General features: G+C 32.6%; 32 protein-coding genes and 1 tRNA gene. 15 read left to right on the top strand and 18 right to left on the bottom strand.

The features are described from left to right. Positions 1 to 156 precede the first annotated feature (156 nt). The 5 genes from P7122_RS10365 to P7122_RS10345 are packed head-to-tail and all read right to left on the bottom strand — an operon-like array spanning position 157 to position 4051. Positions 157 to 1527: a methylmalonyl-CoA mutase subunit beta gene (locus tag P7122_RS10365; RefSeq protein ID WP_278005728.1), complete on the bottom strand. Its 1371-nt coding sequence runs from the start codon at positions 1525 to 1527 to the stop codon at positions 157 to 159. Continuing rightward, positions 1520 to 1846 carry an FtsB family cell division protein gene (locus P7122_RS10360; protein ID WP_278005727.1) on the bottom strand — a complete coding sequence of 109 codons (327 nt, stop codon included), beginning with the start codon at positions 1844 to 1846 and terminating at the stop codon, positions 1520 to 1522. The genes P7122_RS10365 and P7122_RS10360 overlap by 8 nt, the downstream gene beginning before the upstream one ends. Further along, on the bottom strand, positions 1846 to 2451 hold the full coding sequence (gene udk, locus P7122_RS10355; RefSeq protein WP_278005726.1) for a uridine kinase: 606 nt from the start codon (positions 2449 to 2451) through the stop codon (positions 1846 to 1848). The genes P7122_RS10360 and udk overlap by 1 nt, the downstream gene beginning before the upstream one ends. A 47-nt stretch (positions 2452 to 2498) precedes the next feature. Then, positions 2499 to 2954, bottom strand: a complete 456-nt coding sequence (locus P7122_RS10350) for a c-type cytochrome (protein WP_278005725.1) — start codon at positions 2952 to 2954, stop codon at positions 2499 to 2501. Further along, complete coding sequence (locus P7122_RS10345; RefSeq protein WP_278005724.1) at positions 2951 to 4051, bottom strand: PQQ-dependent sugar dehydrogenase; 1101 nt, start codon at positions 4049 to 4051, stop codon at positions 2951 to 2953. Before P7122_RS10345 ends, P7122_RS10350 begins: the two co-directional genes overlap by 4 nt. 104 nt (positions 4052 to 4155) lie before the next feature. On the opposite strand from P7122_RS10345, the gene P7122_RS10340 reads away from it, so the two are divergent. Then, positions 4156 to 4230 (top strand) — tRNA-Pro (locus P7122_RS10340). 68 nt (positions 4231 to 4298) lie between these two features. On the opposite strand, the gene P7122_RS10335 is transcribed toward P7122_RS10340, so the two are convergent. Beyond that, positions 4299 to 4442, bottom strand: coding sequence for a hypothetical protein (locus P7122_RS10335; protein ID WP_278005723.1), 144 nt, complete (start codon positions 4440 to 4442; stop codon positions 4299 to 4301). Between the two features lie 231 nt (positions 4443 to 4673). Between P7122_RS10335 and P7122_RS10330 the strand changes: the two genes are divergently transcribed. Then, a complete protein-coding gene (locus tag P7122_RS10330; protein WP_278005722.1) occupies positions 4674 to 5462 on the top strand; it encodes a hypothetical protein in 789 nt (262 codons plus the stop codon). Here the strand turns inward: P7122_RS10330 and P7122_RS10325 are convergent. After that, positions 5459 to 5947 carry a hypothetical protein gene (locus P7122_RS10325; protein ID WP_278005721.1) on the bottom strand — a complete coding sequence of 163 codons (489 nt, stop codon included), beginning with the start codon at positions 5945 to 5947 and terminating at the stop codon, positions 5459 to 5461. The two genes, P7122_RS10330 and P7122_RS10325, sit on opposite strands and share 4 nt — an antisense overlap. Positions 5948 to 6106: 159 nt before the next feature. Between P7122_RS10325 and trxB the strand changes: the two genes are divergently transcribed. The 4 genes from trxB (at position 6107) to P7122_RS10305 (ending at position 9782) form a co-directional block, all read left to right on the top strand. Beyond that, positions 6107 to 7090, top strand: coding sequence for a thioredoxin-disulfide reductase (gene trxB / locus P7122_RS10320; protein ID WP_278005720.1), 984 nt, complete (start codon positions 6107 to 6109; stop codon positions 7088 to 7090). Positions 7091 to 7235: 145 nt separating this feature from the next. Further along, positions 7236 to 7820: a YceI family protein gene (locus P7122_RS10315; protein WP_278005719.1), complete on the top strand. Its 585-nt coding sequence runs from the start codon at positions 7236 to 7238 to the stop codon at positions 7818 to 7820. Between the two features lie 27 nt (positions 7821 to 7847). After that, entirely contained in the window at positions 7848 to 9125 is a 1278-nt protein-coding gene (locus tag P7122_RS10310; RefSeq protein WP_278005718.1) for a hypothetical protein, read from the top strand. 60 nt (positions 9126 to 9185) lie between these two features. Beyond that, positions 9186 to 9782 carry a YceI family protein gene (locus tag P7122_RS10305; protein ID WP_278005717.1) on the top strand — a complete coding sequence of 199 codons (597 nt, stop codon included), beginning with the start codon at positions 9186 to 9188 and terminating at the stop codon, positions 9780 to 9782. 11 nt (positions 9783 to 9793) lie between these two features. Here the strand turns inward: P7122_RS10305 and P7122_RS10300 are convergent, their stop codons facing one another. The 6 genes from P7122_RS10300 to P7122_RS10275 form a co-directional block, all read right to left on the bottom strand. After that, positions 9794 to 10624 (bottom strand): GIN domain-containing protein, encoded by an 831-nt coding sequence (locus tag P7122_RS10300; RefSeq protein ID WP_278005716.1) that lies wholly within the window; start codon positions 10622 to 10624, stop codon positions 9794 to 9796. A 183-nt stretch (positions 10625 to 10807) separates the two neighbouring features. Beyond that, a complete protein-coding gene (locus P7122_RS10295) occupies positions 10808 to 11536 on the bottom strand; it encodes a head GIN domain-containing protein (protein ID WP_278005715.1) in 729 nt (242 codons plus the stop codon). Positions 11537 to 11577: 41 nt separating this feature from the next. Next, positions 11578 to 12102, bottom strand: coding sequence for a nuclear transport factor 2 family protein (locus tag P7122_RS10290; protein WP_278005714.1), 525 nt, complete (start codon positions 12100 to 12102; stop codon positions 11578 to 11580). Positions 12103 to 12188: 86 nt separating this feature from the next. Next, positions 12189 to 13970: a PspC domain-containing protein gene (locus tag P7122_RS10285; RefSeq protein WP_278005713.1), complete on the bottom strand. Its 1782-nt coding sequence runs from the start codon at positions 13968 to 13970 to the stop codon at positions 12189 to 12191. Continuing rightward, entirely contained in the window at positions 13967 to 14308 is a 342-nt protein-coding gene (locus P7122_RS10280) for a PadR family transcriptional regulator (RefSeq protein ID WP_278005712.1), read from the bottom strand. Before P7122_RS10280 ends, P7122_RS10285 begins: the two co-directional genes overlap by 4 nt. Before the next feature lie 60 nt (positions 14309 to 14368). Further along, the gene (locus P7122_RS10275) at positions 14369 to 14815 is read right to left on the bottom strand and encodes a DUF4870 domain-containing protein (RefSeq protein WP_278005711.1); all 447 of its coding nucleotides are present in this window, start codon (positions 14813 to 14815) and stop codon (positions 14369 to 14371) included. A 346-nt stretch (positions 14816 to 15161) separates the two neighbouring features. On the opposite strand from P7122_RS10275, the gene P7122_RS10270 reads away from it, so the two are divergent. From P7122_RS10270 to P7122_RS10240, 7 genes are all read left to right on the top strand, one after another. After that, on the top strand, positions 15162 to 15617 hold the full coding sequence (locus P7122_RS10270) for a DUF4442 domain-containing protein (protein WP_278005710.1): 456 nt from the start codon (positions 15162 to 15164) through the stop codon (positions 15615 to 15617). 96 nt (positions 15618 to 15713) lie between these two features. Then, positions 15714 to 16541 (top strand): TIGR00266 family protein, encoded by an 828-nt coding sequence (locus tag P7122_RS10265; RefSeq protein WP_278005709.1) that lies wholly within the window; start codon positions 15714 to 15716, stop codon positions 16539 to 16541. Positions 16542 to 16763: 222 nt separating this feature from the next. Next, on the top strand, positions 16764 to 16961 hold the full coding sequence (locus P7122_RS10260) for a hypothetical protein (protein ID WP_278005708.1): 198 nt from the start codon (positions 16764 to 16766) through the stop codon (positions 16959 to 16961). Between the two features lie 116 nt (positions 16962 to 17077). Next, entirely contained in the window at positions 17078 to 17404 is a 327-nt protein-coding gene (locus P7122_RS10255) for a hypothetical protein (RefSeq protein ID WP_278005707.1), read from the top strand. Between the two features lie 159 nt (positions 17405 to 17563). Then, positions 17564 to 18361 carry an MbnP family protein gene (locus P7122_RS10250; protein WP_278005706.1) on the top strand — a complete coding sequence of 266 codons (798 nt, stop codon included), beginning with the start codon at positions 17564 to 17566 and terminating at the stop codon, positions 18359 to 18361. Between the two features lie 61 nt (positions 18362 to 18422). Next, entirely contained in the window at positions 18423 to 19469 is a 1047-nt protein-coding gene (locus P7122_RS10245; RefSeq protein ID WP_278005705.1) for a cytochrome-c peroxidase, read from the top strand. Beyond that, a complete protein-coding gene (locus tag P7122_RS10240; protein WP_278005704.1) occupies positions 19447 to 20448 on the top strand; it encodes a hypothetical protein in 1002 nt (333 codons plus the stop codon). Before P7122_RS10245 ends, P7122_RS10240 begins: the two co-directional genes overlap by 23 nt. Before the next feature lie 30 nt (positions 20449 to 20478). Here P7122_RS10240 and P7122_RS10235 read toward each other — a convergent pair whose 3' ends face one another. Continuing rightward, positions 20479 to 21417 (bottom strand): LysR substrate-binding domain-containing protein, encoded by a 939-nt coding sequence (locus P7122_RS10235; protein WP_278005703.1) that lies wholly within the window; start codon positions 21415 to 21417, stop codon positions 20479 to 20481. 102 nt (positions 21418 to 21519) lie between these two features. On the opposite strand from P7122_RS10235, the gene P7122_RS10230 reads away from it, so the two are divergent. Beyond that, on the top strand, positions 21520 to 21999 hold the full coding sequence (locus P7122_RS10230; protein WP_278005702.1) for a Dps family protein: 480 nt from the start codon (positions 21520 to 21522) through the stop codon (positions 21997 to 21999). A 95-nt stretch (positions 22000 to 22094) separates the two neighbouring features. Here the strand turns inward: P7122_RS10230 and P7122_RS10225 are convergent, their stop codons facing one another. Continuing rightward, positions 22095 to 22511, bottom strand: a complete 417-nt coding sequence (locus tag P7122_RS10225) for a DUF2141 domain-containing protein (RefSeq protein WP_278005701.1) — start codon at positions 22509 to 22511, stop codon at positions 22095 to 22097. Between the two features lie 223 nt (positions 22512 to 22734). Between P7122_RS10225 and P7122_RS10220 the strand changes: the two genes are divergently transcribed. Beyond that, positions 22735 to 23358, top strand: coding sequence for a trimeric intracellular cation channel family protein (locus P7122_RS10220; protein ID WP_278005700.1), 624 nt, complete (start codon positions 22735 to 22737; stop codon positions 23356 to 23358). 1 nt (position 23359) lies between these two features. On the opposite strand, the gene P7122_RS10215 is transcribed toward P7122_RS10220, so the two are convergent. Genes P7122_RS10215 through P7122_RS10205 form a run of 3 tightly spaced genes read right to left on the bottom strand, consistent with a single transcriptional unit; the run spans position 23360 to position 24869 of the window. Beyond that, positions 23360 to 23698: a hypothetical protein gene (locus P7122_RS10215; protein ID WP_278005699.1), complete on the bottom strand. Its 339-nt coding sequence runs from the start codon at positions 23696 to 23698 to the stop codon at positions 23360 to 23362. A gap of 12 nt (positions 23699 to 23710) precedes the next feature. Then, a complete protein-coding gene (locus P7122_RS10210; RefSeq protein ID WP_278005698.1) occupies positions 23711 to 24202 on the bottom strand; it encodes a VOC family protein in 492 nt (163 codons plus the stop codon). Between the two features lie 43 nt (positions 24203 to 24245). Then, positions 24246 to 24869: a hypothetical protein gene (locus P7122_RS10205; protein ID WP_278005697.1), complete on the bottom strand. Its 624-nt coding sequence runs from the start codon at positions 24867 to 24869 to the stop codon at positions 24246 to 24248. Between the last annotated feature and the right edge of the window lie 45 nt (positions 24870 to 24914).

Raw genomic sequence — 24914 nt, 5'->3', positions numbered from 1 at the left:
AACAATGAGAATATCATTATCGAACAGTTTTCTAACTTTATTTGTGGTAATTTTTTTTAGTTCTATATGTCGTTTCTGTGAATAAACGTTTGAAAATGAAATAGCAAAGCTAAAAACACATAAGAAAGCGACTATAGATTTTTTTATTACCACATTTTATTCATTTTTTAATCTATTGATTTCTAATTTTTCAGACAATCTTTTTTCAATTATAGGCTGAATTATAGTTTTTCGTTTTTCAATTTTTAAAAACGGACTCACTTCAAGATCATCTTTCATTTTATCATCAGGATTTGGATGCTTATTAGTTCCTAAAAGGATTAGTTTTTCAGCATCAAAATCGACTTGCTCTTTATCGGCACTTTCTTTTATTTTTCTTTGAATAGTGCCTTCTTTTAATTGACTTAAGAAACCTCCGTTAGCTTCAATATCTTTAAATAGAATTAATGCTTTTTCGGCTAACTGCTCGGTTAAACTTTCAATATAATAAGCGCCATCTGCAGGATTGTTTACCTTATCGAAATAGCTTTCATTTTTTAGTACTAAAAGTTGGTTGCGAGCAACACGATCTCCAAATTCGTTTGGGTTGTGATACAAACTGTCGTACGCTAGATTGGCTACAATATCTGCACCTCCTAAAACCGTACTCATGCATTCTGTTGTGGTACGAAGCATGTTCACATTATAATCGTAAATAGTTTTGTTGCGTTTGCTTGGTATTGCAATTATTTTGCAATTAGTGTTAAAACCGTATTCGGTAGCAAGTGTTGCCCATAATTGTCTAAGTGCTCTTAGTTTGGCAATCTCGAAGAAGTAATTTGAGCCAACTGCTGTGTTGAAAGTTACTTCTATCGATTCTTTTATTTCATCAGATAGATTATCGAAATGATTGAGATACTCATTAGCATGAGCTAAACTATAAGCCAATTGCTGAACGATATTAGCACCTGCATTTTGGTAAAGACTTGCATCTATTGAAAATTGATAAGATGATTTTACAATAGCATCAAATTTTTCGTGATCGTCTTTTAAGTTTGTATACCAATTACCTGTTTTGGCAAGATGTCCTATAATATCTGTATCAAAATGTAATTTTAAGCCAGAAGAAGATACAGCAGCATTTTGTTCTATAAATTTTGAAGAAAGAAACTGCATTTTAAAACGTATGCTTGTTTCTTCCAAATCTATTTGACTAAGAAGTTCTTCAAGATTAAAATCTTCATTCTTAACTACAAATGTTATGTGCTCGGCACCTCTGGCAATGGCATCTGTAGCCTTTGTATTAGCTTCTTTGGCGTCTTCTACCTCAATGACTTGCGAGATTTTCCATTGCGTGGCTTTGCTTGCAGAAACTTCTGATAAGTTTTCAAATTCATCAGAATGGTAAAACGGTTTAACGTCTATACCTTCGTTGGTATGCCAAATTAAGGTGTCGTTGTAATCTGCACCTTTGAGGTCTACTTGTATTTTTTGCTTCCAGGCTTTTGAGGAAACACCTTCAAAATCTTTGAATAAGGATTTACTCATCGTTATCTTTTTTGGCTATGCTGTCTTGGTATTCTATGATGAAGATGTCTTCATTATCTTTTTTCATGTAGTAATTTTCGCGTGCTGCACGCTCTACACCTTCTTCTGTACTAAGCTCTTTTATAGCTTTATTGTCTTTTGCAATTTCGTTTTTGTAATGCTCTTTTTGATATTCTAGTTCTTCAATTTCAGAATTTAACTCATGATGAAAAAACCACGAATGCGCATCAAAAAAAAGCATCCAGATAATAAATACAACCAATACCAGAACATAGATGTTCTTAAAGGGTTTTAGATATTTATTATTTAATAGTTTCATTATAATCTTTCGTTTATAATCGTTTTAACGATATCTACAGCAACCGTGTTGTATTTGTTATTTGGAATTATGATATCGGCATACTCTTTCATAGGTTCTATAAACTGCTGATGCATTGGTTTTAAGGTGTTTTGATAACGGTTTAAAACCTCGTCAATATCTCGTCCACGTTCTGTTATGTCTCTTTTTAAACGACGTATAAGGCGCTCGTCTGAATCTGCGTGTACAAATATTTTAATATCAAATAAATCTCTAATTTCTGGATGAGATAATATAAGAATACCCTCTACAATCATTACTTTTCGAGGTTGCGTAACAATAACATCTCCTGTTCTGTTGTGTTTAACAAAAGAGTAAACAGGTTGGTTTACAGCTCTTCCTTTTTTTAACTCTTTTAAGTGCTCTTCTAAAAGTTCAAAATCAATAGAGCGAGGGTGGTCAAAATTTATTTTTACACGCTCTTCAAAGTTTAAATGAGATGTGTCTTTGTAGTATGAATCTTGAGAGATAACACCAACTTCTCCTTCTGGAAGTTCTTTTAGAATTGTATTAACAACTGTGGTTTTTCCGCATCCTGTTCCGCCACCAATTCCGATTATAAGCATTGTAAATGTTTAGATTTAGTTAGTTCTGCAAAGTTAGCTAATTAAGGCTAGTTTTTAATGACTTTTATCACATCTTCTGCTGTAATCATTTTGCCGTAATTATTTCCCCAACTGTTGTTTATGTAATTCATAACATCGGCAACTTCTTCATCGCTAAGGCCTAATGGAGTCATTACGCTATTATAGGTAATGCCATTGACTACAATTTTGCCAGATATACCTTTTTTTACACCTTTTATGCTAGCTTCCTGGTTGTTTTTTAGGTAATCTGATTGTGCAAGAGGAGGAAACGCTTTTGGTGCACCTTCACCATTACTCATATGGCAGGTTATACATAGGTCGTTATAGACAGCTTTGCCTCGCTCGTAGCTGTCCTTGAGTTGTGGATCTAATGTATTATTTGTTGTGTTTGCTGAATAATCTGCGTTGTTGTTTTTCTTGTCTGTAGAATTACAGGAAGTCACTAATAACATAACGAGTAGCAGCCTAAAAGTGTTTATCATTTTTTGATGAGTTTTACAATTCCTAAATTTTCTACTCCAACATATATGTAACCGTCCGGACCTTGTTCTATAGATCTAACTCTGCCTATGCCATCTAATAAACGTTCTTCTTTAATGACTTTGTTGTCTTTTAAAGTACACATATCTAAATATTGAAATTTTAATGAACCGACTAATAAATTACCGTTCCAGTCACCATATTTATCACTATCAATAAAAGCCATTCCACTGGGTGCAATTGAAGGATCCCAGAAATGAAGAGGCTGTTCCATACCTTCTTTTTCAGTTAGGTCAGTAAATTTTGTACCGCTATAATTTACTCCATAGCTAATAACAGGCCATCCGTAGTTTTTACCTTTTTTTATTATGTTTATCTCATCACCACCTTTTGGACCGTGTTCGTGAGTCCATATTTCTCCAGATTTTGGATGTAATATCATGCCCTGAGGATTTCTGTGTCCGTAAGAATAAATAGCTTTCTTTGCATTTTCAACATCGTAAAACGGGTTGTCTGTTGGAATTGTACCATCGTCTTTTGTACGGTAAATTTTTCCGCAGTCTCTGGTGATATCCTGAGGGTTTACATCTCTATCACCACGTTCTCCAATAGAGAAATAAAGATAACCATCATTATCAAAAGCTAATCGAGAACCAAAATGTTGTCCTTTTCTTGAATTTGGATTGGCTTTATACAAAACTTCAAAATCTACTAAACTATTTCCATTAAGCTTAGCTCTTCCTACAGCAGTATTTCCTCCTTCACCTTCACCTTCTGGTGATGCGTAAGAAAAGTAGATCCATCCATTTTCTTTGTAGTTAGGATGCAGTGTAATATCCATTAAACCTCCTTGTCCTCTCAAGTATATTTCTGGTAATCCTGATATTTCAATCTTTTTGCCGTCTTTAAAATGAAATAATTGACCTGATTTTTCAGTTATTAGCATAGTACCATCAGGTAAGAATGTAAATCCCCAAGGTATACTTAAGCCTTCTACAATAACCTCGTAGGTATTCTTTGTGTTTGTAGGGTTTTTATCTTGTGCGCATGTGAGTATGCTTACTAAGATTAGACCTATTATCGGAAGTTTAATTTTCATAAATAAGAGCAAAAATTTAGTATCAATTTTTAAAGTTAGAAAAATGTTATTGGATTGTAAAGAAAAACTCTATATTTGCAGTCCTAAAATTGATAACCAATATTCGGGGTGTAGCGTAGCCCGGTTATCGCGCCGCGTTTGGGACGCGGAGGTCGCAGGTTCGAATCCTGCCACCCCGACTTTAATAGAAAAAGCTCAGCATTTGCTGAGCTTTTTTATTTTATAGATGTATGCGAAAGCTTAAGTTTTATAAAATAGTTCCTGAAATAATAACAGCACTAATTAAAACGACAAGAACAAATCCAATTAGCCTTGCTCCAATAATAGTTTTCTTATCCTTTTGAAAAAGATAATCTCTTCTTTTCTCATTTTTATTTTTTATGAATTTCATTTTGTGTAAATTTTTGATTTACAATAATATAATGGTTTTTAACGTGAGAGTCAAGTTAAAGAAAGTTAAAGCTATAGGCTAAAATTGTGATAATGAGTGCTTTTTTTTAAGATTATGTTAAACTTTTAAGCGTTAGCTAATATTCTACGGGTTAAATTTAAGCTTCATCGATTATTTTTTAATTACAATAATGCTATGCTTAGTTTAACTTTCTGAAAATGAATATTAACTATGCTTACCTTTATTGTTCCTGTAAAAAGCGAACGTGTCTCTGGCGATTGGTTAGGGTTCTGTAATCTTGTAGAAAGAACATTTAAGTCTTTGTGTAATCAAACCGATCAGAACTTTAAAATCATAGCTGTTTGTCATGAAATTCCTCTAATTAACTTTCAACATAAAAATATCCATTATTTACAAGTTGATTTTGATCCTCCGATTCGAAAACAAAATGAAAGTGATGATAATATAAACAAGCGAAGAGAGATCGATAAAGGGAGAAAGTTAAAGCTTGGTACCAAATATGCTAAAGAAACGTTTGATGCAGATTATGTAATGACTGTAGATTCTGATGATTATGTGAGTAATCGTATTGCAGCATATGTAAATAATGCAAAAGAGAATGTACCAGGTTGGTATACTAAAAATGGCTACTTGCATTTTGAAGGAAAGTCTTTTTTGTTCGCAACTTTTAAGTTCAGTTACTTATGTGGGAGTTCGGTAATAGTAAAACCAGAGTTGCTTCAGTATTTTTTTGAAGTAGATCCTATTTTATATTTTGATCATCGTTTAACAATTTTAGACAATCGTATAAGGTTAAAGCCATTGCCTTTTTATGGAGGTATATATAGCATGGCCAATGGAGAAAATCATTTAATGCACGTTTCAAACATAAAAAAGTTTAACAACCATAAAGGATGGCTGTCTAGCGAAGGTCTAAAACGTATAATTACAAAGCTGAAAAATTACCGTTTTCGCTTCATCACAAAAAAGATTAGAAAGGAGTTTAGTTTTTTCGGTTAAGGCTCTTCAACTCTGATGTAATTTTCAGAATATATTCTGTTGCCTTCATCATCTAATTCTATTTGCTGAAATTTATTAGACTGTAAATTCAATTCAAAAATAAACTGTTTTTTTTCGGCAATTACCTCGTCCATAACGGTAGAGCCAAAATCTAGCACTTCTGTTAATTGGTCGCCGTCAAACTTGTAAGTACCATATCCAAACCACTCAGAAGAGTCTGCAGGTCTATGCTTGCACCACATTACTTTGGTGTCTGTGTACATCTTTAGTTGTCTAAAATCTGGATTCATTTTAAAAGAATCAACAACGACATTATCCTTGTAATTGTAAAATCCTGTGAGTTCCCATGTGCCTTTTAAGTCACTAAGTTTATCATTTAACGCTGCGTTAGATGAGTCACTAGTCGTTTCTGTGCTTTTAGCCTCGTTTTTACACGAAAAAGCTAATAACAATAACATGCTTAGAAAAAGAAGTTTTGTTTTCATGACAGGTTAGATTTAGCTATTAAATACCTAAAATTTAATAAATTAATTTGAGAAATTAAAGCAATTTGAAAACTTTATGACACTATAGTAAGTGTTAATAACTTCTATGTAAGGATTTATACAAAAATCCTACTTTTGTTTTGTAATAAAACACAAGATATGTCTGATACAATTGAAAAAGTAAAATGCCTAATTATAGGTTCTGGACCTGCTGGCTATACTGCAGCTATATATGCATCTAGAGCTAACATGGAACCTGTAATGTACCAAGGTGAGCAACCTGGAGGGCAATTAACCACTACAAATGATGTTGAAAACTTTCCTGGATATCCTGAGGGTATTACAGGACCAGAAATGATGATACAGTTACAAAAACAAGCAGAACGTTTTGGTACAGATGTGCGTCATGGTTGGGTAACTAAAGTAGATTTTTCAGGCGATATTCATAAAGTTTGGATTAACGATGAGAAAGAAATACACGCATCAACGGTAATTATATCTACAGGAGCATCTGCAAAATATTTAGGATTACCATCTGAACAAAAATATTTAAAACTAGGAGGTGGAGTTTCTGCATGTGCAGTTTGTGATGGTTTCTTTTACAGAAACCAAGAAGTTGTTATCGTAGGAGCAGGAGATTCTGCTTGCGAAGAGGCACATTATTTATCTAAACTTTGTAAAAAAGTAACGATGTTAGTGCGTCGAGATGAGTTTAGAGCGTCTAAAATTATGGCAGAGCGCGTAAAGAAAACCGAAAATATCGAAATCTTATACAATACCGAAACTGATGAAGTTTTAGGTGATGGACAAGTTGTTACAGGTGTTAGAGTTTTTAATAACCAAACCAACGAAAAGCACGAAATTGAAGCAACTGGTTTCTTTGTAGCCATTGGCCATAAGCCTAACACTGATATCTTTAAAGGGCAGATAGATTTAGATGAAACAGGATACATTATTAATGCTGTTCCTGGAACAAGTAAAACCAATGTAGAAGGTGTGTTTGTAAGCGGTGACGCAGCAGACCATGTATATAGACAGGCTATTACTGCTGCAGGTACAGGTTGTATGGCAGCTTTAGATGCTGAACGCTATTTAGCAGCTAAGGAGGCTGATTTTGAAGTTGTAACTTCTACCTACAACTAATAGCATGCTTACAATAATATATTTTAAAGCCGAAGTTTTATACTTCGGCTTTTTCTATTAAATAATGTTCACTATGATATGACTTTTATCATAAAATAGGATTGTTTTTTTTCAAAACTTTGTATAAACATTAAAGAAAACAATTATGAACTACACACTCAAAACTCCGATACTTTATCTATTATTTTTTGTAAGTACACTTTTTTCTTTTCAACAATTAGTATCTCAAAATTATACACTTAGTAAATCTTCTGTTTTAAGTGTAGAAGGTACCTCTTCCTTACATGATTGGGAGCTTAATGCAGAAGAGCAATCTGGTAATTTAAATGTTTCAAATTCTGAAGAATTTACAATAAATAAATTAGATTTTTCTGTAAAAGCTGAAAGCCTTAAAAGCGGAAAATCTGCAATGGACAAAAAGACTTTTAAAGCACTTAATACAGATAAGCATAAGAAAATCACTTTTCTAATGTCTTCGGTTAGTCAATTAGAAAAAATATCAGAATCTCATTTTAAAGCTACAGTAAAAGGAAAGTTAACCATTAGTGGTACTACGAAGTCGGTTTCTTTAAGCTTCAATCTAAAAATAGATGGAGACAAAATTTATTTAAATGGAGAAAAGTCTCTAAAAATGACAGACTATGGTGTTGAGCCACCAAAGGCTTTGTTAGGAACCATAAAGACAGGTGATGAAATAAAAATAATATTCAAATCAGTTTTCAACAAATAACAACAATTAACTATAAACTATAGTATTATGAAATCAATTTTAAAAATAGCAAGTTTTATTCTTGCACTGACACTAAGCAGTTCTCTATTTGCGCAAGAGAAAAGTAAAAGAGATTTAGACAATTACAGACAACCAGACAAAAGAGGTGTTAATGTTTTTGAATCTCCAAAAGATACAGCAACGACTTTTAAGGATATTAATGTAAGAATTGGTGGTGCTTTTGCCTTACAATATCAGGCATTAGAGAATGAAAACTCAGGCATAGTTCCGATAGGAGAGGTTGGTAGTAATTTTAATTTGGCAACCGCAAATTTAGATTTAGATGTAGCACTTTTTGATGGTGTTAATATGCACTTAAGAACCTATTTATCATCAAGACATCACCATGAACCTTATGTAAAAGGAGGATACTTTCAGGTAGATAAATTAGAGTTTATTAGCGAAGGTTTCTTGGAGGATTTAATGCAGCATGTAACCATTAAGATTGGTCATATGGAAAACAACTATGGTGATGCTCATTTTAGAAGAAGCGATAATGCACAAGCACTTTACAATCCGTTTGTAGGTAACCTGATTATGGATTCTTTTACAACAGAGGTTGGTGCTGAGTTATATTATAATACAAACAATGGTTTCTTTGGTATGTTAGGCTTTACTAATGGTAAGCTTAACCAAAGTACAAGCAAATCTAACGGAACAACAGGTGGTGCTGCCTTTTTAGCAAAATTAGGATACGATAAGCAAATCACTGATGACTTTAGATTTAGGCTTACAGGTTCTTTATATAACACAGGATATGCTCAAAATGTATATCTATACACAGCAGATAGAGCAGGATCTAGATACTATAATATAATGCAAGATGCGGCTGCTACAAGCGATAACTTTAGATCTGGACGTTTTGATCCTGGTTTTTCAAACAAGATTACAGCTATAATGGTTAATCCATTTGTAAAATATGGTGGATTAGAGTTTTTTGGAACTGTAGAACTAACCTCTGGTAGAGCTTTGAGTGAAACAGATAGAAGAAATGCTGAACAATATGCAGGTGAAGTAATTTACAGATTTGGTAAGTCTGAGAACCTTTTTGTAGGTGGTAGATACAACACTGTTAGCGCTGAGCTTGCTAGTGGAGATGATGTTACTGTAAATAGATTTCAATTGGGTGCAGGTTGGTTCTTAACCAAAAATGTATTAATGAAAGTAGAATATGTAGACCAACAATACAAAGACTACCCTGTAGGAAGCCTCTTAGACGAAGGAAAATTTAATGGGCTTATGGCAGAGGCTGTAATTAGTTTCTAAAGTAATAATTAACCAGGTCTTTAATCTATGTTAGGTTAAAGACCTTTTTTTCATTTTGTTATGATTAAAGTAGTCTCATTTACCATATTGTTTTTTTTCACTTTAATAGGAAATATACCTCTTAAAGCTAACGAAGAAACAAGTGAAACAACAGTATCCTTTTCATCAGATAGTTATCTGAAGATTAACGGAAAAACTAATGTTAGTAAATTTAACTGTAGCTTTAATATACAAGCCTTTTCTAACGAAATTAAAATAGGTTACAAAGAGCTAGAAAATTCAATACAGTTTAATTCGGCAACAATTCAGCTTCCTAACATAGAATTTCATTGTGGAGGAAAAGCTATAAATAAAGATTTTAGAAAACTTCTTAGAACAGATGAATACCCTAAAATAACTCTTAGTCTTAAAGAAATTTCTAAACAAAACGAGATTTCAGAATTTATAAATGCCACACTAAGTATTACAATATGTAATATCTCTAAGGATTATAAAATACCTGTAAAAATTATAAAAGGAAACGAAATATATGTGCAAGGTCTTTTGCCAATAGACATTACGGATTTTAATTTAGAAGCTCCCAAAAAAATGCTAGGAATGGTAAAAGTCTCACCAGAAATAGAAATAGAATTCGCTCTTAAAATAAACGAAGTCTAAATCCCTAAACACTAGCGTTGCTTCTTTTGAAGTTTTGCAGTATCCTCAAACTTTGTAATAGTAATTTCTGGGCTACCAAAAAGATATACTTCGGTATCTCCTGATGCAGCAATAGAGATGTTATCTATTGTACTTATAGTTAAATCGCTGTTGCCTTCTAAAGTAGCGTCAACGGTTTTAACATCAAACTTAGGACTATTAAAATTTGTAGAATTATCTAATCGTATTACAGATTTATTTGCAGCACCTTCAATAACAGCATCAGAACGTTGGTACAAATCAAAATCTGCAACTTTACTATTAATTAATGCATCTAATTTACTGTTGTCACTCAGCTCAATTTTTGTTGAATCTGCAGTAAGATTTAATCGTGTTTTAGATTTTCCGGTACTTTTATAATCAAAGTTGTCTGCTTTAATATTTAAGTAAGCTCTAGAGTTGTCACTGGTTATTAAGCTGGCATCACCAAGTTCCATTGAGGTTAAAGATCGTATTTCGCCATCACCTTTTATTTCAATATTTTGAAGCGCATCTCCATAATTTACGGTTATATTAAGTCGCTTTTTTGACGTAATTCGCATGGATTGCGCAAATGATAAAACACCATCAACAACATCAAATTGTATAACGTCGTGTAAGTTGTCGTCTGTTTCTACATTAACAGAAGGCTTACTATTGTAAACAATTTCTATAGAAAAATCACCATTAACAACAATGGTATGAAAGTCGTCAATGTATGTTTGTTTTATGGTAACATTTCTATCACCTTTAATTTTCTCTTGGGCATTAATTGTAGGTATTGCTGCCAACATTAATACCAGAATAAGTAAAACTTTTTTCATTTTTAATCTTTGTTTCGCTATTAATAAGACACAACTCAGGGAAAATGTCACTTTCTTAGCTGCTAAACAAAGATATACAAAAACCGCCCCAAACTCTATAAAGAATTTAAAACGGTTTGCAATTGGTTGGTTTTTAGGTTTTTGAGGTGGGTTGGTAAGTCTGTTTTTTGAAAGAAATAAACATTAATTTGCTCTAACACTTCCAGCAGAATTATCAGATTTATCGACTTTTTCAGGATTACCAGAGTATCTAATATCGCCACCACTGGTTGCTCTGGCTGTTAATTCTTTTGAGGTATTAACAGAGATGTCAGCTCCGCTTGTAGCTTTTACTTTAGATGTTTCGGCAATAAGATCAGAGGCTTTTATATCGCTGCCGCTTGTCGCTTCTGCAAATAAAGATTTTGTAGTGCCGCTAACTCTTATATCACTACCACTAGTGGAATAACAGTTTAGTGTTTCTGTTTTTACATCTAATGTTATGTCTGCTCCACTTGTACAATTAAGTTCTAGTGAGTTAGTTTTTATAGTATTTGTTGAAAATACATCACTACCACTAGTTGCTTTAATTGCCGAGATATTATCAATGCTAAGATTGATTTTTTTAGATGCTGCTCTTCTAATATTTTCTGTAGTATAGATACGAAGTGTGCCGTTTTCAACATCTGTCATAATGATATCGTGAAGGTTTTCATCAGCTTCTACACTTAGAGATACATCATTACTTTGGGTAATGTATAGGTCTAGACCTTGGCTTACTTTAATAGATTCAAAGTTGTTAGAAATATTGCGATCTTGAGTTACAACTTTTTTGTTGCCGTCAATTCCTGTGCCTATGTTTAGTGAAAAATCACAGGAAAGCATGATAATGCTTAAAATACTGGTGACTACTATTCTTACTAATGTGCTCATGATTTTTTTTGATTTATTTGATTGATGATTTTTATGAAAATTTAATTTTCAGATTTTTCTTTTGATGTATGATTATAACTTAAAACGCGCTTTAGTTTCCATTCATTTTCCTCTATAATCCACAAATGTGAAAACAAAGCATAGTTGTCAGATTTATCATAAGTCATGTCTTCATTGGTAGAAAAGAAGTGCTTTCCGGTTTGTAATGCTCCATATAGCTCACCGTTATTGTACATAGGAAAAACTTCTAAACTCTCTTCAACTAGAAACCGATAGACCTTTGTTGTGTTGGTGTTACTGCAGATTCCGTTTTTCATTGTTTTGACGAATTCTTCTTTAGAATTTGTAACACCACCTTTATCGTGGTAAAATTCTAAGTCATCACATATTATTTCTGCACTCTTTTCTATGTCACATTTATTAAATCCTATATCGAATAAAATACTGTCTTGTTGTTTGAGTGTTTTGTAGAGGTCAGAATTTTTTTCCACCTGAGCTGCTGCAATACCAGAGGCCATTAGGAATCCGATACTGCACAGCAAAAGTGATTTGATTGATTGGTTCATTTTTTTGATTGATGATTACAGCGCAAATGTCTGTGTTATTTTGATTGATCTAAACTTAATTTAACCGAACTGTCAATTAATGGGTATCAATTGTTGTTAATTTCAAAATCAACTCCATTTTCGTCTATTTTTAGATTGACTTCATGCTTTTCTTGGTTAGACGACGACATTTCTTCTGAGGTTACAGTTTCTTTAGTGGTTTCGTTATTACTACAGTCTAAACACTCAGCATTGTCTTTGGTAATTTTATAATACTTACCAAATTCTATATCTCTTAAAAGATTGGTACCATATCTAGAGTAACTATATCTCCATGATTTTGAAAAACTCTTATCAGTATATAGAATTGTACCTTCTGGTAAATAGATAATGACTCTTACTTCTTGTTCGCTAAACTTATTCTCTATGTCAGTTTTTAAGTAATCATTTAAAACCAGAGTATTGCCATTGAGTTTATATCCAAAATCAATGTTTTCTGCACGTGTTTTTGCTTTGTTGTAATCGCTTCCGGTAGCTTCTTTTTCAATAATAATTGAAGCAACAGAATCTGTGGTTGATTTTACAATATATCTTACGTTTGACGTAATTATACTAGGACCTTCATCGTTTTCAATAATATTAAAATCGTTGTTGTGGTTATAACGATAACTACTGTATTCATCATATTCAGAATTATTTAGATTAATAGTGTCGCCAGCTTTTATTATTAGTTCGTTTTTAGTAACAACTTTTGCATCAAAAGTATGCTCTGTTGCTTGTTTTATTACGATTATTATAATTCCTACAATAGCTATTAGCCAAATGCCTAGTAATGTAAATTTGGCAACATTACCTATAGACTTTAAGTTGTTTACTAAGATCTTTAGTCCTAAATAGAAGATGAAGAAAAATGGTATACCAATAGCAAAAAATGCTAGTGTAGACATTATCCAAATAGGTATGTTTGCTGCATTTGCGACATAGAGCAAGTCAATACCAGGCAAGTGTATAGCATCTGTAATACCTACAGTAAATAAGAATACAATTGAGGTTATTATAGCACCTACACCAGCGACAATAAGTATAATACCAATGAACTTAGCGATGATTTTTAGGAAAAACATTATTATGTTTCCGATAGAATCAAAAAAGGTTTGCGAACTCGATTTTAACCGATTGCCTTGCTTCTGAAAATCGACACTCTTTACTGTTTCTGAAATGTTATCGGTAAGATCGTCTAAGCCTTCTTTTAATTTTTCGCCATGTTTTTTAAAATCAACATTTTTTACGGTTTCTGATACCGAATCAATGCTGTCTTTAATTTTTTTTTCAATGTTACTGATGTTTACAGGATCACCAGTCATTGTTAGCTTTTCTGCTGTAGTCTTAGCTTCTGGCACTAATGCCCATAGTATTAAATAGAGTATTACTCCTGTTCCGGCACCAAAAAATAGTATGGCCCAAATAAGTCTTATCCAAAGCACATCTATGCCAAAATAATGACCCAAACCAGCAGAAACACCACCTATGTAAGAGTTGTCGGTATCTCTAAATAGTTTTTTTGTAGGACCAGAATTAGAATTACGAGATTTTTTTGGCTGAGGTTCATCTTCAAAGATTTCGTCATCAACCAAATAATCCTCTGGTTGTCCCATTATAGTAATAACTTCATCTACGAGTTTTACACCAACAACTTGTTTTTCGTTTTGTATACGCTCAGAAAACAACTCGGCAATACGAGCTTCTATATCTGCGATAATTTCTGAACGTCCTTGAGAGTCTGTAAATGAACGTTTTATAGCCTCAAGATAGCGCGATAACTTAAGATATGCATCTTCGTCTATGTGGAAGAATATACCTGCTAAATTTATATTGACTGTTTTATTCATTTTTTTGTTGTTTTTGTACTGGTTACTAGGTTAACTGCATTTTGTAATTCACTCCAAGTTGTGTTTAATTCATTTAGAAACAACTTGCCTGTTTCTGTAAGACCATAATATTTTCTTGGTGGTCCAGATGTGGATTCTTCCCAGCGATAACTGAGCAATCCGGCGTTTTTTAATCTTGTTAATAGTGGATATATAGTCCCTTCTACAACAAGCATTTTTGCGTCTTTTAGTGTGGCTAAAATCTCTGCAACATAGGCATCTTCATCTTTTAAGATGGATAAGATGCAATACTCCAGAACACCTTTACGCATTTGTGCTTTTGTGTTTTCTATCTTCATAGTAATAGTGTCTTAAATTCGATTAAACTGTTCATTTTTTGATTGATTATTGATGAAATTTTATTTTAAAAAATTGATAGTCAAAGGATATTTATACGATAAACCATCTCTTGCAGATAAACTAGCCTTAACAATAAGAGCTAATTCTACAATAAATCCTATGATAGCTAAAGCACCAAGTCCGCCACCTATATAGAGTAGAGGAGAAGGCTCTCCTAAACTGATATGAAAATCACGAAACCCATGAAAATCGATAACATCTAATCCCCTAAAAAGTTTAAAGATGAAAAACGGAACGCTTAGAGTGCCAATGATAATAGCATATAACAAAACACTAATCTGAAAGTTAATGGCTTGCTTTCCATGCTGATCTACAAACTCTGATTTATCCTTGTTGGCAGCCCAAAGTACTATTGGGCCAATAAAGTTTCCAAACGGAATTATAAACCTAGAAAAGGTTGAAAGATGTATAAATGTGGCTAAATTTTTTTGATGACTGTCTACCATTTTAAAAAGTATATAATAGTTTCTTATACAAATATATGTCTAAAAGAAGGTATTATGTTACGCATAGTACTTAAAATTAACATTTTTTTAACATTGAAGCTTAATTTATTTTTGGCTAATTTTGAGGAAATAAAAATTTATGGATTACAGAAATCATTATAAGTCAATTGTGTTTTTTCTTTTCTTTCTGTTTATAGTTTTTGTGCCTATAGATAAGCTAAACATGACAGGAGCATTCATTAATATGAAGCCTTACATGGTTTTTGCTAGCTTAATCATTTGTGTGTTGTTTTTTCTTCAAGAATTAAAAAAGAATAAAGAATAGTACATCTAATTCATTTTACATATGAATATATCTCCTTCTAAACTCAATACTTTTTTAATGTTTAAACTGCCTGCAGCATATTTTACAGGAGTAAGAACAAAATCTTTAGATGATACCACTTGTGTAGTCACCGTAAAACATCGTTGGATAAATCAAAATCCGTTTAATTCAATGTTTTGGGCTGTACAAGGCATGGCTGCTGAGTTAACAACTGGTGCTTTGGTAATGAAAAAAATTAAAGAAAGTGGTAAAAAAATATCCATGTTAGTTGCTAATAATAATGCATCGTTTACAAAAAAAGCTACAGGGAGAATTATCTTTACATGTAAAGAAGGCCATAAAATAGACGATGCTATTGCAAAAGCTATTGAAACAGGAGAAGGGCAAACCGTTTGGCTTAGCGCTAATGGAGTTAATGCAGAGGGAGTAGAAGTGTCTTCTTTTAATTTTGAGTGGACACTAAAAGTAAAGTCGTAGTGTGTCATTACGAACATATTGAAACTATCTTATTAAAATGTAACAAAATGTTGTTTTAAGCAACATATAACTGTCAATCAAAAACAAAAAAACATTATGGAAAGATTACCAGATTTTACAGACAGAAATGCTCACGAAATAGATTACCGTATCTATGGAGAAGAAATGCAGTATGTAGAAATAGAATTAGATCCTCAAGAAGCTGTTATTGCAGAGTCAGGAAGTTTTATGATGATGGATAATGGTATTAAAATGGATACCATTTTTGGTGATGGTTCTCAAAAAGACAAAGGGTTTTTAGGCAAAATACTAGGCGCAGGAAAACGAATCCTTACAGGAGAAAGCTTGTTTATGACCGCTTTTTACAATGACCTTACAGGAAAACGTAATGTATCGTTTGCATCTCCGTATCCAGGGAAAATTATACCTATAGATTTAACAGATTTTAGAGGGAAGTTTATTTGCCAAAAAGATGCTTTTCTCTGTGCAGCTAAAGGAGTAAGTGTTGGTATTGAGTTTTCAAAAAAGCTGGGTAGAGGCTTATTTGGAGGCGAAGGTTTCATTATGCAAAAACTAGAAGGCGATGGTATGGCATTTGTACATGCAGGCGGAACCATGGCAGAAAAAACCTTACAACCAGGTGAAACTTTACGCGTAGATACAGGCTGTATTGTTGGCTTTACACAAGATGTAGATTACGATATTGAGTTTGTAGGTGGTATTAAGAACTCTATTTTTGGAGGCGAAGGTCTGTTCTTTGCAAAATTAACAGGACCAGGAAAAGTATACATACAGTCCTTACCATTTAGCAGATTGGCAGATAGAGTTATAGCGTCTGCACCAAAAGCAGGTGGTAAAGGTAGAGGAGAAGGAAGTATCCTTGGCGGTTTGGGCGATTTGTTGGATGGTGATAATCGGTTTTAGGTTGTAATTCGCACTAAATCAATTGTTTGAATCTGTGAAATTATCTTTCAGTAATTTTACTACTCAACACCTAGAATCTAACTTTTAACATAATAAGCTGTTAAACTTTTGAAGTTTTGTTTTCGAAAAAGTGTTTTTTTTCTATCTTAGAGAACGAATTTTTGAAATAACAGCCTATAGATAAAAACTACTTTTTGTTAATCTAAAATCTTGAAATAACTTATGGCGAGAGCAATGTTTGAGTACACTAAAACTGTACTTAAGAAGGTAAGTTTTGATGCGTCATTATTCTGTAGAGAAGTGGAAAAAGCAGCTAAACGATTACTGCCTCACGAACTAGAAGAATTACGAATATTTATTCAATCACTAATCAATCAAAACCCGGATTTAAACCAATGTTTAATCTATTTAAAAGCATAAAAAAAGCGACTTTAAAGTCGCTTTTTTTATAGGTATAAACTACTTTTGCATCAAAGCAAAATAAGCTGAAAAAACTCGTAGTTTATATATTATTTTTCTCCTTTGCCTTAAGGCCAATGTGTTTTGTTGGTAATGTCTTGTATTATCAACTTAACATAGACTATATTATCGAAACGTATTGTGTTAATAAGGAGAAACCAGAGCTTCAGTGTAACGGAAAGTGTCATTTAGCAAAGCAACTATCTGCAACAAAAACAACTGATAAAAATGGTAAGGCCATTTTAAATTTATCAGATTCCTTTTTTCCTGTTTTTTCTCAAGAATTTCAAGAATTTAAAACGTCTTTTATTTTATCAATAGCTATAAAAGATAAAATAGTATCTCCGGCTCAGAATTATAAATTTAGCTTTGAGCAAGTTCATTTCAAACCACCAATTGCATAAGTTTTCATATTTAAATTAGGCTAAAATTAAAGCCTAAAATTCTTTGAGGCTGCATTTTAATTTTTTTGAAAATAAGAATTAAGGTGTATAGCTATGCATGCTATGTACTCAAGTCTCAAAATAAATTACGGATTAAAAAAATATTAAAACTTATACAAAATGAAAATTTTAAAATATGCGTATGCACTAATGCTATGTGCATTAATAGCAAGTTGCTCATCAGATGATGATGATGGACAAGATTTAACAGGGCAAACAGGTAATATAGTCCTCAAATTTGATAACGCTGTAGGTGATCAAGACTTTATATTTGGTGCAACTTACAATAAATCTAATAACGAATCTTTTCAGCTTAATACACTAAAATATATAGTAAGTAATGTAAGAGTAAAAGATAGTGAAGGCAATACTTTTTTATACCCAATAGAGGAGAATGCCTTTATTATTAATGAAGAAGACGGTAATAATGCAGGCGAAATCTACGTAACCTTAGATAATGTTAATGCTGCTAATTACACAGAAATTACATTTGGTATTGGAATAGATCAAGAGCGTTTTGCATTAGGTGCAGAAGGACAAGGAGACTTTTTAGACTTAGCCTCAGAAGAAGGTATGATGTGGAATTGGTCTACAGGATACAGATTTGTAAGGTTAGACGGTACTTTTAGCTCAGACACTTTTACTAATGAGCCATTGAACGTTCATATGGGAAGTGTAGGAACATCTTTAGATAATTATAGAGAAGTTACTTTAGAGTTTCCTAATACTGTTTTGGTTAGAGAAAATAAAACACCTCAAATACACATTGTTGCAGACATTGCAAAAATATTTGATGGTACTACATCAGTAAACTTATCTGATGGCTACAACCAAGTGCATGTTAGTGAAGAGACAACACCTGTAATAGCTGCCAACATGCAGTCTATGTTTATGGTGCATCACGTTCATAATGACTAGTTATAACTTAAAGACTGTTAGGATGTAAGAGTCCTGGCAGTCTTCTAATAAATAAGTTATTATGAAACATATTAGTTATGCAGTTTGGTTATTGGTTCTGGTTTTTTCATGTTCAGAAAGTTCAGACATAGCTAAATACGAACCAGCAATTTTAGACATTGAGCAACCTTCTAATTTTCCTCAAATAGTTTATAATCTGGATAATAATCAGGTTACTCAAGAAGGCTTTCAGTTAGGTAAAGATTTATTCTATGAAGGACGCTTGTCTTCTAACAATGCTGTGGCATGTGCTTTTTGTCACGAACAAGGATTTGCTTTTACGCATCATGGTCATAATCTAAGTCATGGAGTTAATGGTGGTATTGGTAAACGCAATGCGCAACCCATTCAGAATATGGCGTTTCAGACTAGTTTTATGTGGGATGGTGCTGCATCGCATTTAGATCTTCAACCTATAATTCCTATAACTAGTGAATTAGAAATGGGAGAAACTCTAAGTAATGTTGTTGAAAAACTAAAAGCCGATAGTTACTACCAAGATCAGTTTACCAGAGCTTTTGAAGATGGAGAGATTTCTACCGAAAATATTTTGAAAGCACTATCGCAGTTTATGGTAACAATGATTTCTTCAAACTCTAAGTACGATAAGTATGTTAGAGGCGAAGATAATGTGACGTTAACAACAATTGAGCTAGACGGATTGCAAACATTTGAGACCAAATGTGCTTCTTGTCATGCTACAGATTTATTTACAGACAATAGTTTTAGAAACAATGGTTTGTTGGTAAATCCTCAGCTTAATGATAAAGGACGTTTTGATATTCTCGAAAATCCTGAAGACTTGTACAAATTTAAAGTCCCTAGTTTAAGAAATATAGAATATACCTATCCTTACATGCACGATGGTAGATTTTCAACATTAGAAGTTGTACTAAATTTTTACGATTCTGGTATGGTAGATAATGGAAATGTAGACCCTCAATTTTTGAGAGAAGATGGAAGCTATGGTATTACTCTAAATGATTATGAAAAAGAGAGTATTATCGCTTTCTTAAAAACATTAACCGATTATGAATTTTTAGAAGATGAACGTTTTTCAGAATTTTAAGACTATTGTGCTACTGCTATTTTTATTAGTTAGTAGTACGGCAAAAGCAAAAGAAAAAGACCCTAATTATACTTGTCCTAATAACCATATTTTAGAGCTATTACCATGTGATTTGTGTGGATGCTCAACCAGTAGCGGAAGTTTTGGTTTTGGCACTCTAAGTAATGCAAATTTTATTGGTGTTAGATACATCTATCAAAATTTTGAGTCTCGTTATGGTATTTTTGATAATTCACCTAAGAGCAAAGAAACATTTAGTACATATCAAATTTGGGCTCAGGTTCCATTAAATGATAAGTTCTATGTTACTACTAATGTACCTTATCAAGATTTAACAAGAGAGTTTCAGGGCAGTAAAGAAAACTTAAACGGACTTGGTGATATCAGTGCTATTGGTTGGTATAAACTTCAGTTTTTTAAGAAACAAAAAACAGATGGATTTACTGTAGATTTTAATGCAACAAAGGAACCGTCTGGTCATTCTTTGCAATTTGGAATTGGAGTAAAACTACCAACAGGTCAGTTTGAAGAAGCTTTAGCAAATAATGTTAATCCAGGCTTTCAGGTTGGTACAGGTAGTGTTGATGGTATTTTTTCTTTGGGTTACAATTATGGAAGTGATAAAATAGGTGTAAATACACTAATGAGTTACTATTTAAAAGGTGAAAATAAGAATGAATACCAATTTGGAAATCAATTTAGTTACTCAGCAAATGTGTATACTTTTTTTTCAACCAAAAAAATGAATATAATGCCATTTGCAGGAATATCAGGAGATGTATATGATACCATTACACAATATGGTGAAACGTTGCAAGATACAGATGGAGATATTCTTAATGCCTCTTTTGGATCAGAGTTAGCTGTAGAAAAATTTATTTTTGGAGCCAGTTATACACTACCAATACAACAAAATTTGTTTGGTGATAATGTAGAATCTAAACAGCGATTTTCGGTCTATGTTAATTTTGCTTTATAAAAAGAAAATCCCTCTATTGAGGGATTTTTTTTATTTAGCTAGAGGACTAATAATTTCAACATTACTAAAGGCAATAGCACCTCTAATTACAGACGAAATTAAATCGTGCATGGCATTAATAATTTGCATTTTTAGTTCGCTTTTATGGTAGATAAGACTTACCTCTCTGGCTGGTGAAGGTTCTATAAAATGTTTTAAGTTACTACTGTATTTGTCACTAATATCTTGTGTGTGCAGATAAGGTAGAAGAGTCATTCCCATACCTTCGTTAGATAACTTAATCAAAGTTTCTATACTGCCACTTTCTAGTTGAAAATGCTCATCTTCTTGGTTTTTAAAAGCCTTACAAAGATTAATAACACCTTCTCTAAAGCAATGACCGTCTTCTAGCAATAACATATCTTCAATTTCAAGATCAGAAACTTCTAGTGTTTTTCTATCTCTTAACCTGTGATTTGTAGGTACATAAGCTACAAAAGGCTCGTAATACAAAGGACGTTCTTTAATATTGTCACTTTCTAATGGCGTTGCAGCAATAGCAGCATCGATGTGGCCATCATTAATTCTGGCAATGATTTCTTCAGTGGTAAGCTCTTCTATTTTAAGCTTTACTTTAGGATATTTTTTAATGAAATTGTTTAAAAACATAGGCAAAAGCGTTGGCATAATAGTAGGTATTATACCAAGTCTAAACTCACCACCAATAAACCCTTTCTGCTGATCTACGATATCTTGTATACGGTCTGCTTCGTTAACGATATTTCTAGCCTGAAAAACAATTTTTCTTCCAACTTCGGTAAGTTCTATTGGCTTTTTGCCTCTATCGAAAATTACAATATCAAGTTCGTCTTCTAATTTTTGTATCTGAGTACTTAGCGTAGGTTGCGTTACAAAGCATTTTTCGGCTGCTTTAGTGAAATTTTTGTGCTCTGCAATTGCTAAAGCATATTTAAGTTGTGTAATTGTCATAACTATTTATTTAGGCTATAAAAATATAAAAACTATTTATAAAAACTATAGTAAAAATGGTTTTGTTTCATGGTAAATTTGAATAAGAAAAAAATTAAAAAAATGACATTAAATAGTATAGGTTTAGATACCAAAAAGACGAAAGATTTAGCTGATGAATTAAATCAGCTTTTAGCTAATTTTCAGTTGTATTACCAAAATTTAAGAGGTATTCACTGGAATATAAAAGGACGCATGTTTTTTGATTTGCACGAAAAATTTGAAGAACTTTACACAGATGCCAATCTTAAGGTAGATGAAATTGCAGAGCGTATATTAACACTAGGCGCAACACCACTACACACTTTTGAAGATTATACAAAAGCGGCAAGAGTTCCGGTGGGAAAAAACATTTCTAAAGATGAAAAAGCAGTTGAATTGATTGTAAATTCTCTTTCAGAATTGCTTAAAATAGAACGAAGTATTCTCGAAGCTTCAGATGAAGCTAATGATGAAGGTACAAACTCAATGATGAGCGACTTTATTACACAGCAAGAAAAAACAGTTTGGATGATGAAAGCATGGTTAGGAGAAACGGTTTAAATTAAGATTTAGTTAGATAAAAAAAGACTGCAATTAGCAGTCTTTTTTTTGATTGATTGATTGATTGATTGATTGATTGATGACAAGATTTTTATTTAAAATCTAATATTAAGATCCAAGTCTTCGTTGGCTACTTTAAATTTTGCATCCTCATACTGAGGTGGTCCCATAACCATAACATTGTTAGACATTCCAAACGATTCTTGAGGCATACCATTATCGTCAAAGTCCATACGTTTGTTATCATTTTGGTCGTGTAATGCTAAAATAGCGTATTCGCCAGGCAATACATTTTCAAAAGTTATAGTTACTTTTCCGTCTTCAATTGAGGTTTCAGCATCTTTAATACCTTTACCTTTCATAAAAGTTTCTGAGGTGTGTAGCGACATCAAAACTTTTCCTTTGTCATTAGTAACATTATCTATGGTTACAGTGATTGTGATACCTTCATCTTGAGCAAAACTGAATAATGTTGAGAAGGCTAATACTAAGGTTAAAACTAGATTCTTCATGATGTATTAGATTTAATGGTTATTTGTTCGTTTTTTGATGATTCAAATATCTAACATTACTTAAAGATAATATAATTGTTATTACCGAACTGTAATTTTAAGATGATGAATTGTTTGTTAGCCTAGAAATCTGTTTGTTTTCAATTTTGATTAATAGGCTTTTAGATATTTAGAATAAAATTTAATTTCGCAGTAATCATATAATTAGATAAACTACGGTAAAATGTTTTTTCAAACTATAGACATATTAGGAACCATCGCTTTTGCTATTTCTGGAGTACTGGTTGCTATGAATAAACGTATGGATCCGTTTGGTGTTTTAATCATAGCGTTTGTAACAGCTGTTGGTGGCGGAACATTACGAGATATTATGGTAGGAGTAGAGCCTGTATCTTGGATGCGCAACATGACTTTTGTTTATGTAATTATCGGTTCTGCTATTTTTGCCGTTATTTTTAGAAACTACCTAAAGCACCTAAGGCGCTCATTGTTTTTGTTTGATACTATTGGTATTGGACTGTACACTGTAATTGGAATAGAAACAGGTTTGGTAGCAGGATTGCATCCAATAATTTGTGTTGCGCTAGGTACAATGACAGCGTGCTTTGGTGGTGTAACCAGAGATATTTTGTGTAACGAAATTCCTGTGATTTTTAGAAAAGAAATCTACGCTACAGCTTGTATTGTTGGTGGACTTAGTTATTTTTTGATGCGTTTTTTCTTAAAAGATGAAAACTATCTTTTTGTAATAGCAGGTTTGGTTGTTATTGTTATTCGGTTAATTGCAGTACGTTTTCAGATAAGCTTGCCAAGTTTGTATACTTCGGAAGACTCAGACAAACAGTAATCTATTTGCGTTTTATCATATACGAATTAAATCCTTTTGTAGCGTCCATTTGCTGATACCAAAATAGTATAGGAATCGCCAAACCAAGAGTTCCTAATGCGCCATACAATACCCAAAGTACTGCTGAAGCGATAACACCAATAGCCACACCAACAAGAATAATAACGTTGTTAGCTTCTGCTTTAATATCGTTAACATGCTTTGTTTCTCTATTGCCACAATTAAGGCAATTGACTTGAAACTCATCTCCTTTTTGCATCTGTAAATCTGGACGCGTAGCAGCATTAGATTTTATTATAATGTCTTTGTTGCAAGATTTACAACGTGTTACTAATTTCATATTGTCTTAAGTTTAATCTTTAAGTTCAGAGAGTAAATCTCTTGTGTTTAATGGTCTTGTGTACATGTCTAATTCACCATCAGGCTTTTGAGGCCAAAGTTCTTTTGGTCTGTCCCAATAGAGTTCTACACCATTTCCATCAGGATCGTCTAAATATATAGCTTCAGATACACCATGATCTGCACTGCCAGTTATAGGATAGTTTTTTTGAATTAATCTATCTACAATGAGTGCTAAATCTTTTCTAGTAGGATACAGTATAGCAGTATGAAATAAACCAACGCGATTTGTGTCTGCTTTTGGTGCATTTTTAGAATACCAGGTATTAAGACCAATATGATGATGATAACCACCAGCCGAAATAAAAGCCGCATCTGCACCGTATTTCATTGTAACCTCAAAACCCAATAGATTGCAATAAAAGTCTAGTGAGCGTTGTAGGTCTGAAACCTTAAGGTGTACGTGACCTATTCTGGTTTGGTTTGGGATTTTATAATCTTGCATTGGTTCGTAATTAGAGTTTGGTTATGCTGAGAAATATAGGTTGTTATTTTCTAACTTTCGAGTATTCTTTAGAATTCTCTATGGCTTTTTCATAATCTTTTATAATTGATTTTAATTCATCTATATCTGGCAATTCATTAGATTGATAATTATGAATCATAGGCTCAGTAACAAATAACTTCATAAGTATAAGTTGGTCGCTTAGTTTGGTTTTTAATACAGCAATAGAATCCATTTTTGTCTCATGGTTAGCTATTCTTTTATTATAATCCGTTTCTAGTTTATCAAAAATGGCAAGGATTTCTATTTTTTTGATGCTGTCATTTAATTTATTTACATACGATTTCGCTGTGCTCCAATAACGATTGTTAATCGTGGCGTAATCTATATAATTACTGGTTTTATCGCTAAGACTATCTGATGTAATTTCTTTTATGAGGTTATTTAATGTCTCTAACTTTTCATTTTTGCCTAAGGCTTCTCCATAAAGCTTTTCAATTATGTTCTCGTCGTATCTTTTGGTTCTTAAAAAAGAGCCTTCACTTTTTTTTCCATCAAGAACCCTTGGTGTTTCGTTGAGTTGATTAATCTCTGGTGTTTTATTTTTTTCTTCTGAACATCCGAGAAATAAAATTGTAACTAGAAGTAAAATTTGAATGGTTTTCATAATTGAATTTTTATTGGTAGGCGAGAACAAGCAATTACTCAATAC

The organism is Winogradskyella marincola (assembly GCF_029624125.1).
Classification (GTDB): Bacteria; Bacteroidota; Bacteroidia; order Flavobacteriales; family Flavobacteriaceae; genus Winogradskyella; species Winogradskyella marincola.
This window is presented reverse-complemented; position numbering and strand designations above follow the sequence as displayed.

What these genes read in the sequence shown, in the direction of transcription:
- P7122_RS10235 (WP_278005703.1), bottom strand. Translation starts at nt 21,417, where the DNA reads ATGACAATTACACAACTTAAATATGCTTTAGCAATTGCAGAGCACAAA.
- P7122_RS10310 (WP_278005718.1), top strand. Translation starts at nt 7,848, where the DNA reads ATGAAATCAATTTTAAAAATAGCAAGTTTTATTCTTGCACTGACACTA.
- P7122_RS10240 (WP_278005704.1), top strand. Translation starts at nt 19,447, where the DNA reads ATGAACGTTTTTCAGAATTTTAAGACTATTGTGCTACTGCTATTTTTA.
- P7122_RS10230 (WP_278005702.1), top strand. Translation starts at nt 21,520, where the DNA reads ATGACATTAAATAGTATAGGTTTAGATACCAAAAAGACGAAAGATTTA.
- P7122_RS10210 (WP_278005698.1), bottom strand. Translation starts at nt 24,202, where the DNA reads ATGCAAGATTATAAAATCCCAAACCAAACCAGAATAGGTCACGTACAC.
- P7122_RS10345 (WP_278005724.1), bottom strand. Translation starts at nt 4,051, where the DNA reads ATGAAAATTAAACTTCCGATAATAGGTCTAATCTTAGTAAGCATACTC.
- P7122_RS10285 (WP_278005713.1), bottom strand. Translation starts at nt 13,970, where the DNA reads ATGAATAAAACAGTCAATATAAATTTAGCAGGTATATTCTTCCACATA.
- P7122_RS10255 (WP_278005707.1), top strand. Translation starts at nt 17,078, where the DNA reads ATGTGTTTTGTTGGTAATGTCTTGTATTATCAACTTAACATAGACTAT.
- P7122_RS10260 (WP_278005708.1), top strand. Translation starts at nt 16,764, where the DNA reads ATGGCGAGAGCAATGTTTGAGTACACTAAAACTGTACTTAAGAAGGTA.
- P7122_RS10250 (WP_278005706.1), top strand. Translation starts at nt 17,564, where the DNA reads ATGAAAATTTTAAAATATGCGTATGCACTAATGCTATGTGCATTAATA.
- P7122_RS10220 (WP_278005700.1), top strand. Translation starts at nt 22,735, where the DNA reads ATGTTTTTTCAAACTATAGACATATTAGGAACCATCGCTTTTGCTATT.
- P7122_RS10300 (WP_278005716.1), bottom strand. Translation starts at nt 10,624, where the DNA reads ATGAAAAAAGTTTTACTTATTCTGGTATTAATGTTGGCAGCAATACCT.
- udk (WP_278005726.1), bottom strand. Translation starts at nt 2,451, where the DNA reads ATGCTTATAATCGGAATTGGTGGCGGAACAGGATGCGGAAAAACCACA.
- P7122_RS10315 (WP_278005719.1), top strand. Translation starts at nt 7,236, where the DNA reads ATGAACTACACACTCAAAACTCCGATACTTTATCTATTATTTTTTGTA.
- P7122_RS10270 (WP_278005710.1), top strand. Translation starts at nt 15,162, where the DNA reads ATGAATATATCTCCTTCTAAACTCAATACTTTTTTAATGTTTAAACTG.
- P7122_RS10295 (WP_278005715.1), bottom strand. Translation starts at nt 11,536, where the DNA reads ATGAGCACATTAGTAAGAATAGTAGTCACCAGTATTTTAAGCATTATC.
- P7122_RS10305 (WP_278005717.1), top strand. Translation starts at nt 9,186, where the DNA reads ATGATTAAAGTAGTCTCATTTACCATATTGTTTTTTTTCACTTTAATA.
- P7122_RS10290 (WP_278005714.1), bottom strand. Translation starts at nt 12,102, where the DNA reads ATGAACCAATCAATCAAATCACTTTTGCTGTGCAGTATCGGATTCCTA.
- P7122_RS10325 (WP_278005721.1), bottom strand. Translation starts at nt 5,947, where the DNA reads ATGAAAACAAAACTTCTTTTTCTAAGCATGTTATTGTTATTAGCTTTT.
- P7122_RS10215 (WP_278005699.1), bottom strand. Translation starts at nt 23,698, where the DNA reads ATGAAATTAGTAACACGTTGTAAATCTTGCAACAAAGACATTATAATA.
- P7122_RS10265 (WP_278005709.1), top strand. Translation starts at nt 15,714, where the DNA reads ATGGAAAGATTACCAGATTTTACAGACAGAAATGCTCACGAAATAGAT.
- P7122_RS10350 (WP_278005725.1), bottom strand. Translation starts at nt 2,954, where the DNA reads ATGATAAACACTTTTAGGCTGCTACTCGTTATGTTATTAGTGACTTCC.
- P7122_RS10245 (WP_278005705.1), top strand. Translation starts at nt 18,423, where the DNA reads ATGAAACATATTAGTTATGCAGTTTGGTTATTGGTTCTGGTTTTTTCA.
- trxB (WP_278005720.1), top strand. Translation starts at nt 6,107, where the DNA reads ATGTCTGATACAATTGAAAAAGTAAAATGCCTAATTATAGGTTCTGGA.
- P7122_RS10360 (WP_278005727.1), bottom strand. Translation starts at nt 1,846, where the DNA reads ATGAAACTATTAAATAATAAATATCTAAAACCCTTTAAGAACATCTAT.
- P7122_RS10365 (WP_278005728.1), bottom strand. Translation starts at nt 1,527, where the DNA reads ATGAGTAAATCCTTATTCAAAGATTTTGAAGGTGTTTCCTCAAAAGCC.
- P7122_RS10205 (WP_278005697.1), bottom strand. Translation starts at nt 24,869, where the DNA reads ATGAAAACCATTCAAATTTTACTTCTAGTTACAATTTTATTTCTCGGA.
- P7122_RS10280 (WP_278005712.1), bottom strand. Translation starts at nt 14,308, where the DNA reads ATGAAGATAGAAAACACAAAAGCACAAATGCGTAAAGGTGTTCTGGAG.
- P7122_RS10225 (WP_278005701.1), bottom strand. Translation starts at nt 22,511, where the DNA reads ATGAAGAATCTAGTTTTAACCTTAGTATTAGCCTTCTCAACATTATTC.
- P7122_RS10330 (WP_278005722.1), top strand. Translation starts at nt 4,674, where the DNA reads ATGCTTACCTTTATTGTTCCTGTAAAAAGCGAACGTGTCTCTGGCGAT.
- P7122_RS10275 (WP_278005711.1), bottom strand. Translation starts at nt 14,815, where the DNA reads ATGGTAGACAGTCATCAAAAAAATTTAGCCACATTTATACATCTTTCA.
- P7122_RS10335 (WP_278005723.1), bottom strand. Translation starts at nt 4,442, where the DNA reads ATGAAATTCATAAAAAATAAAAATGAGAAAAGAAGAGATTATCTTTTT.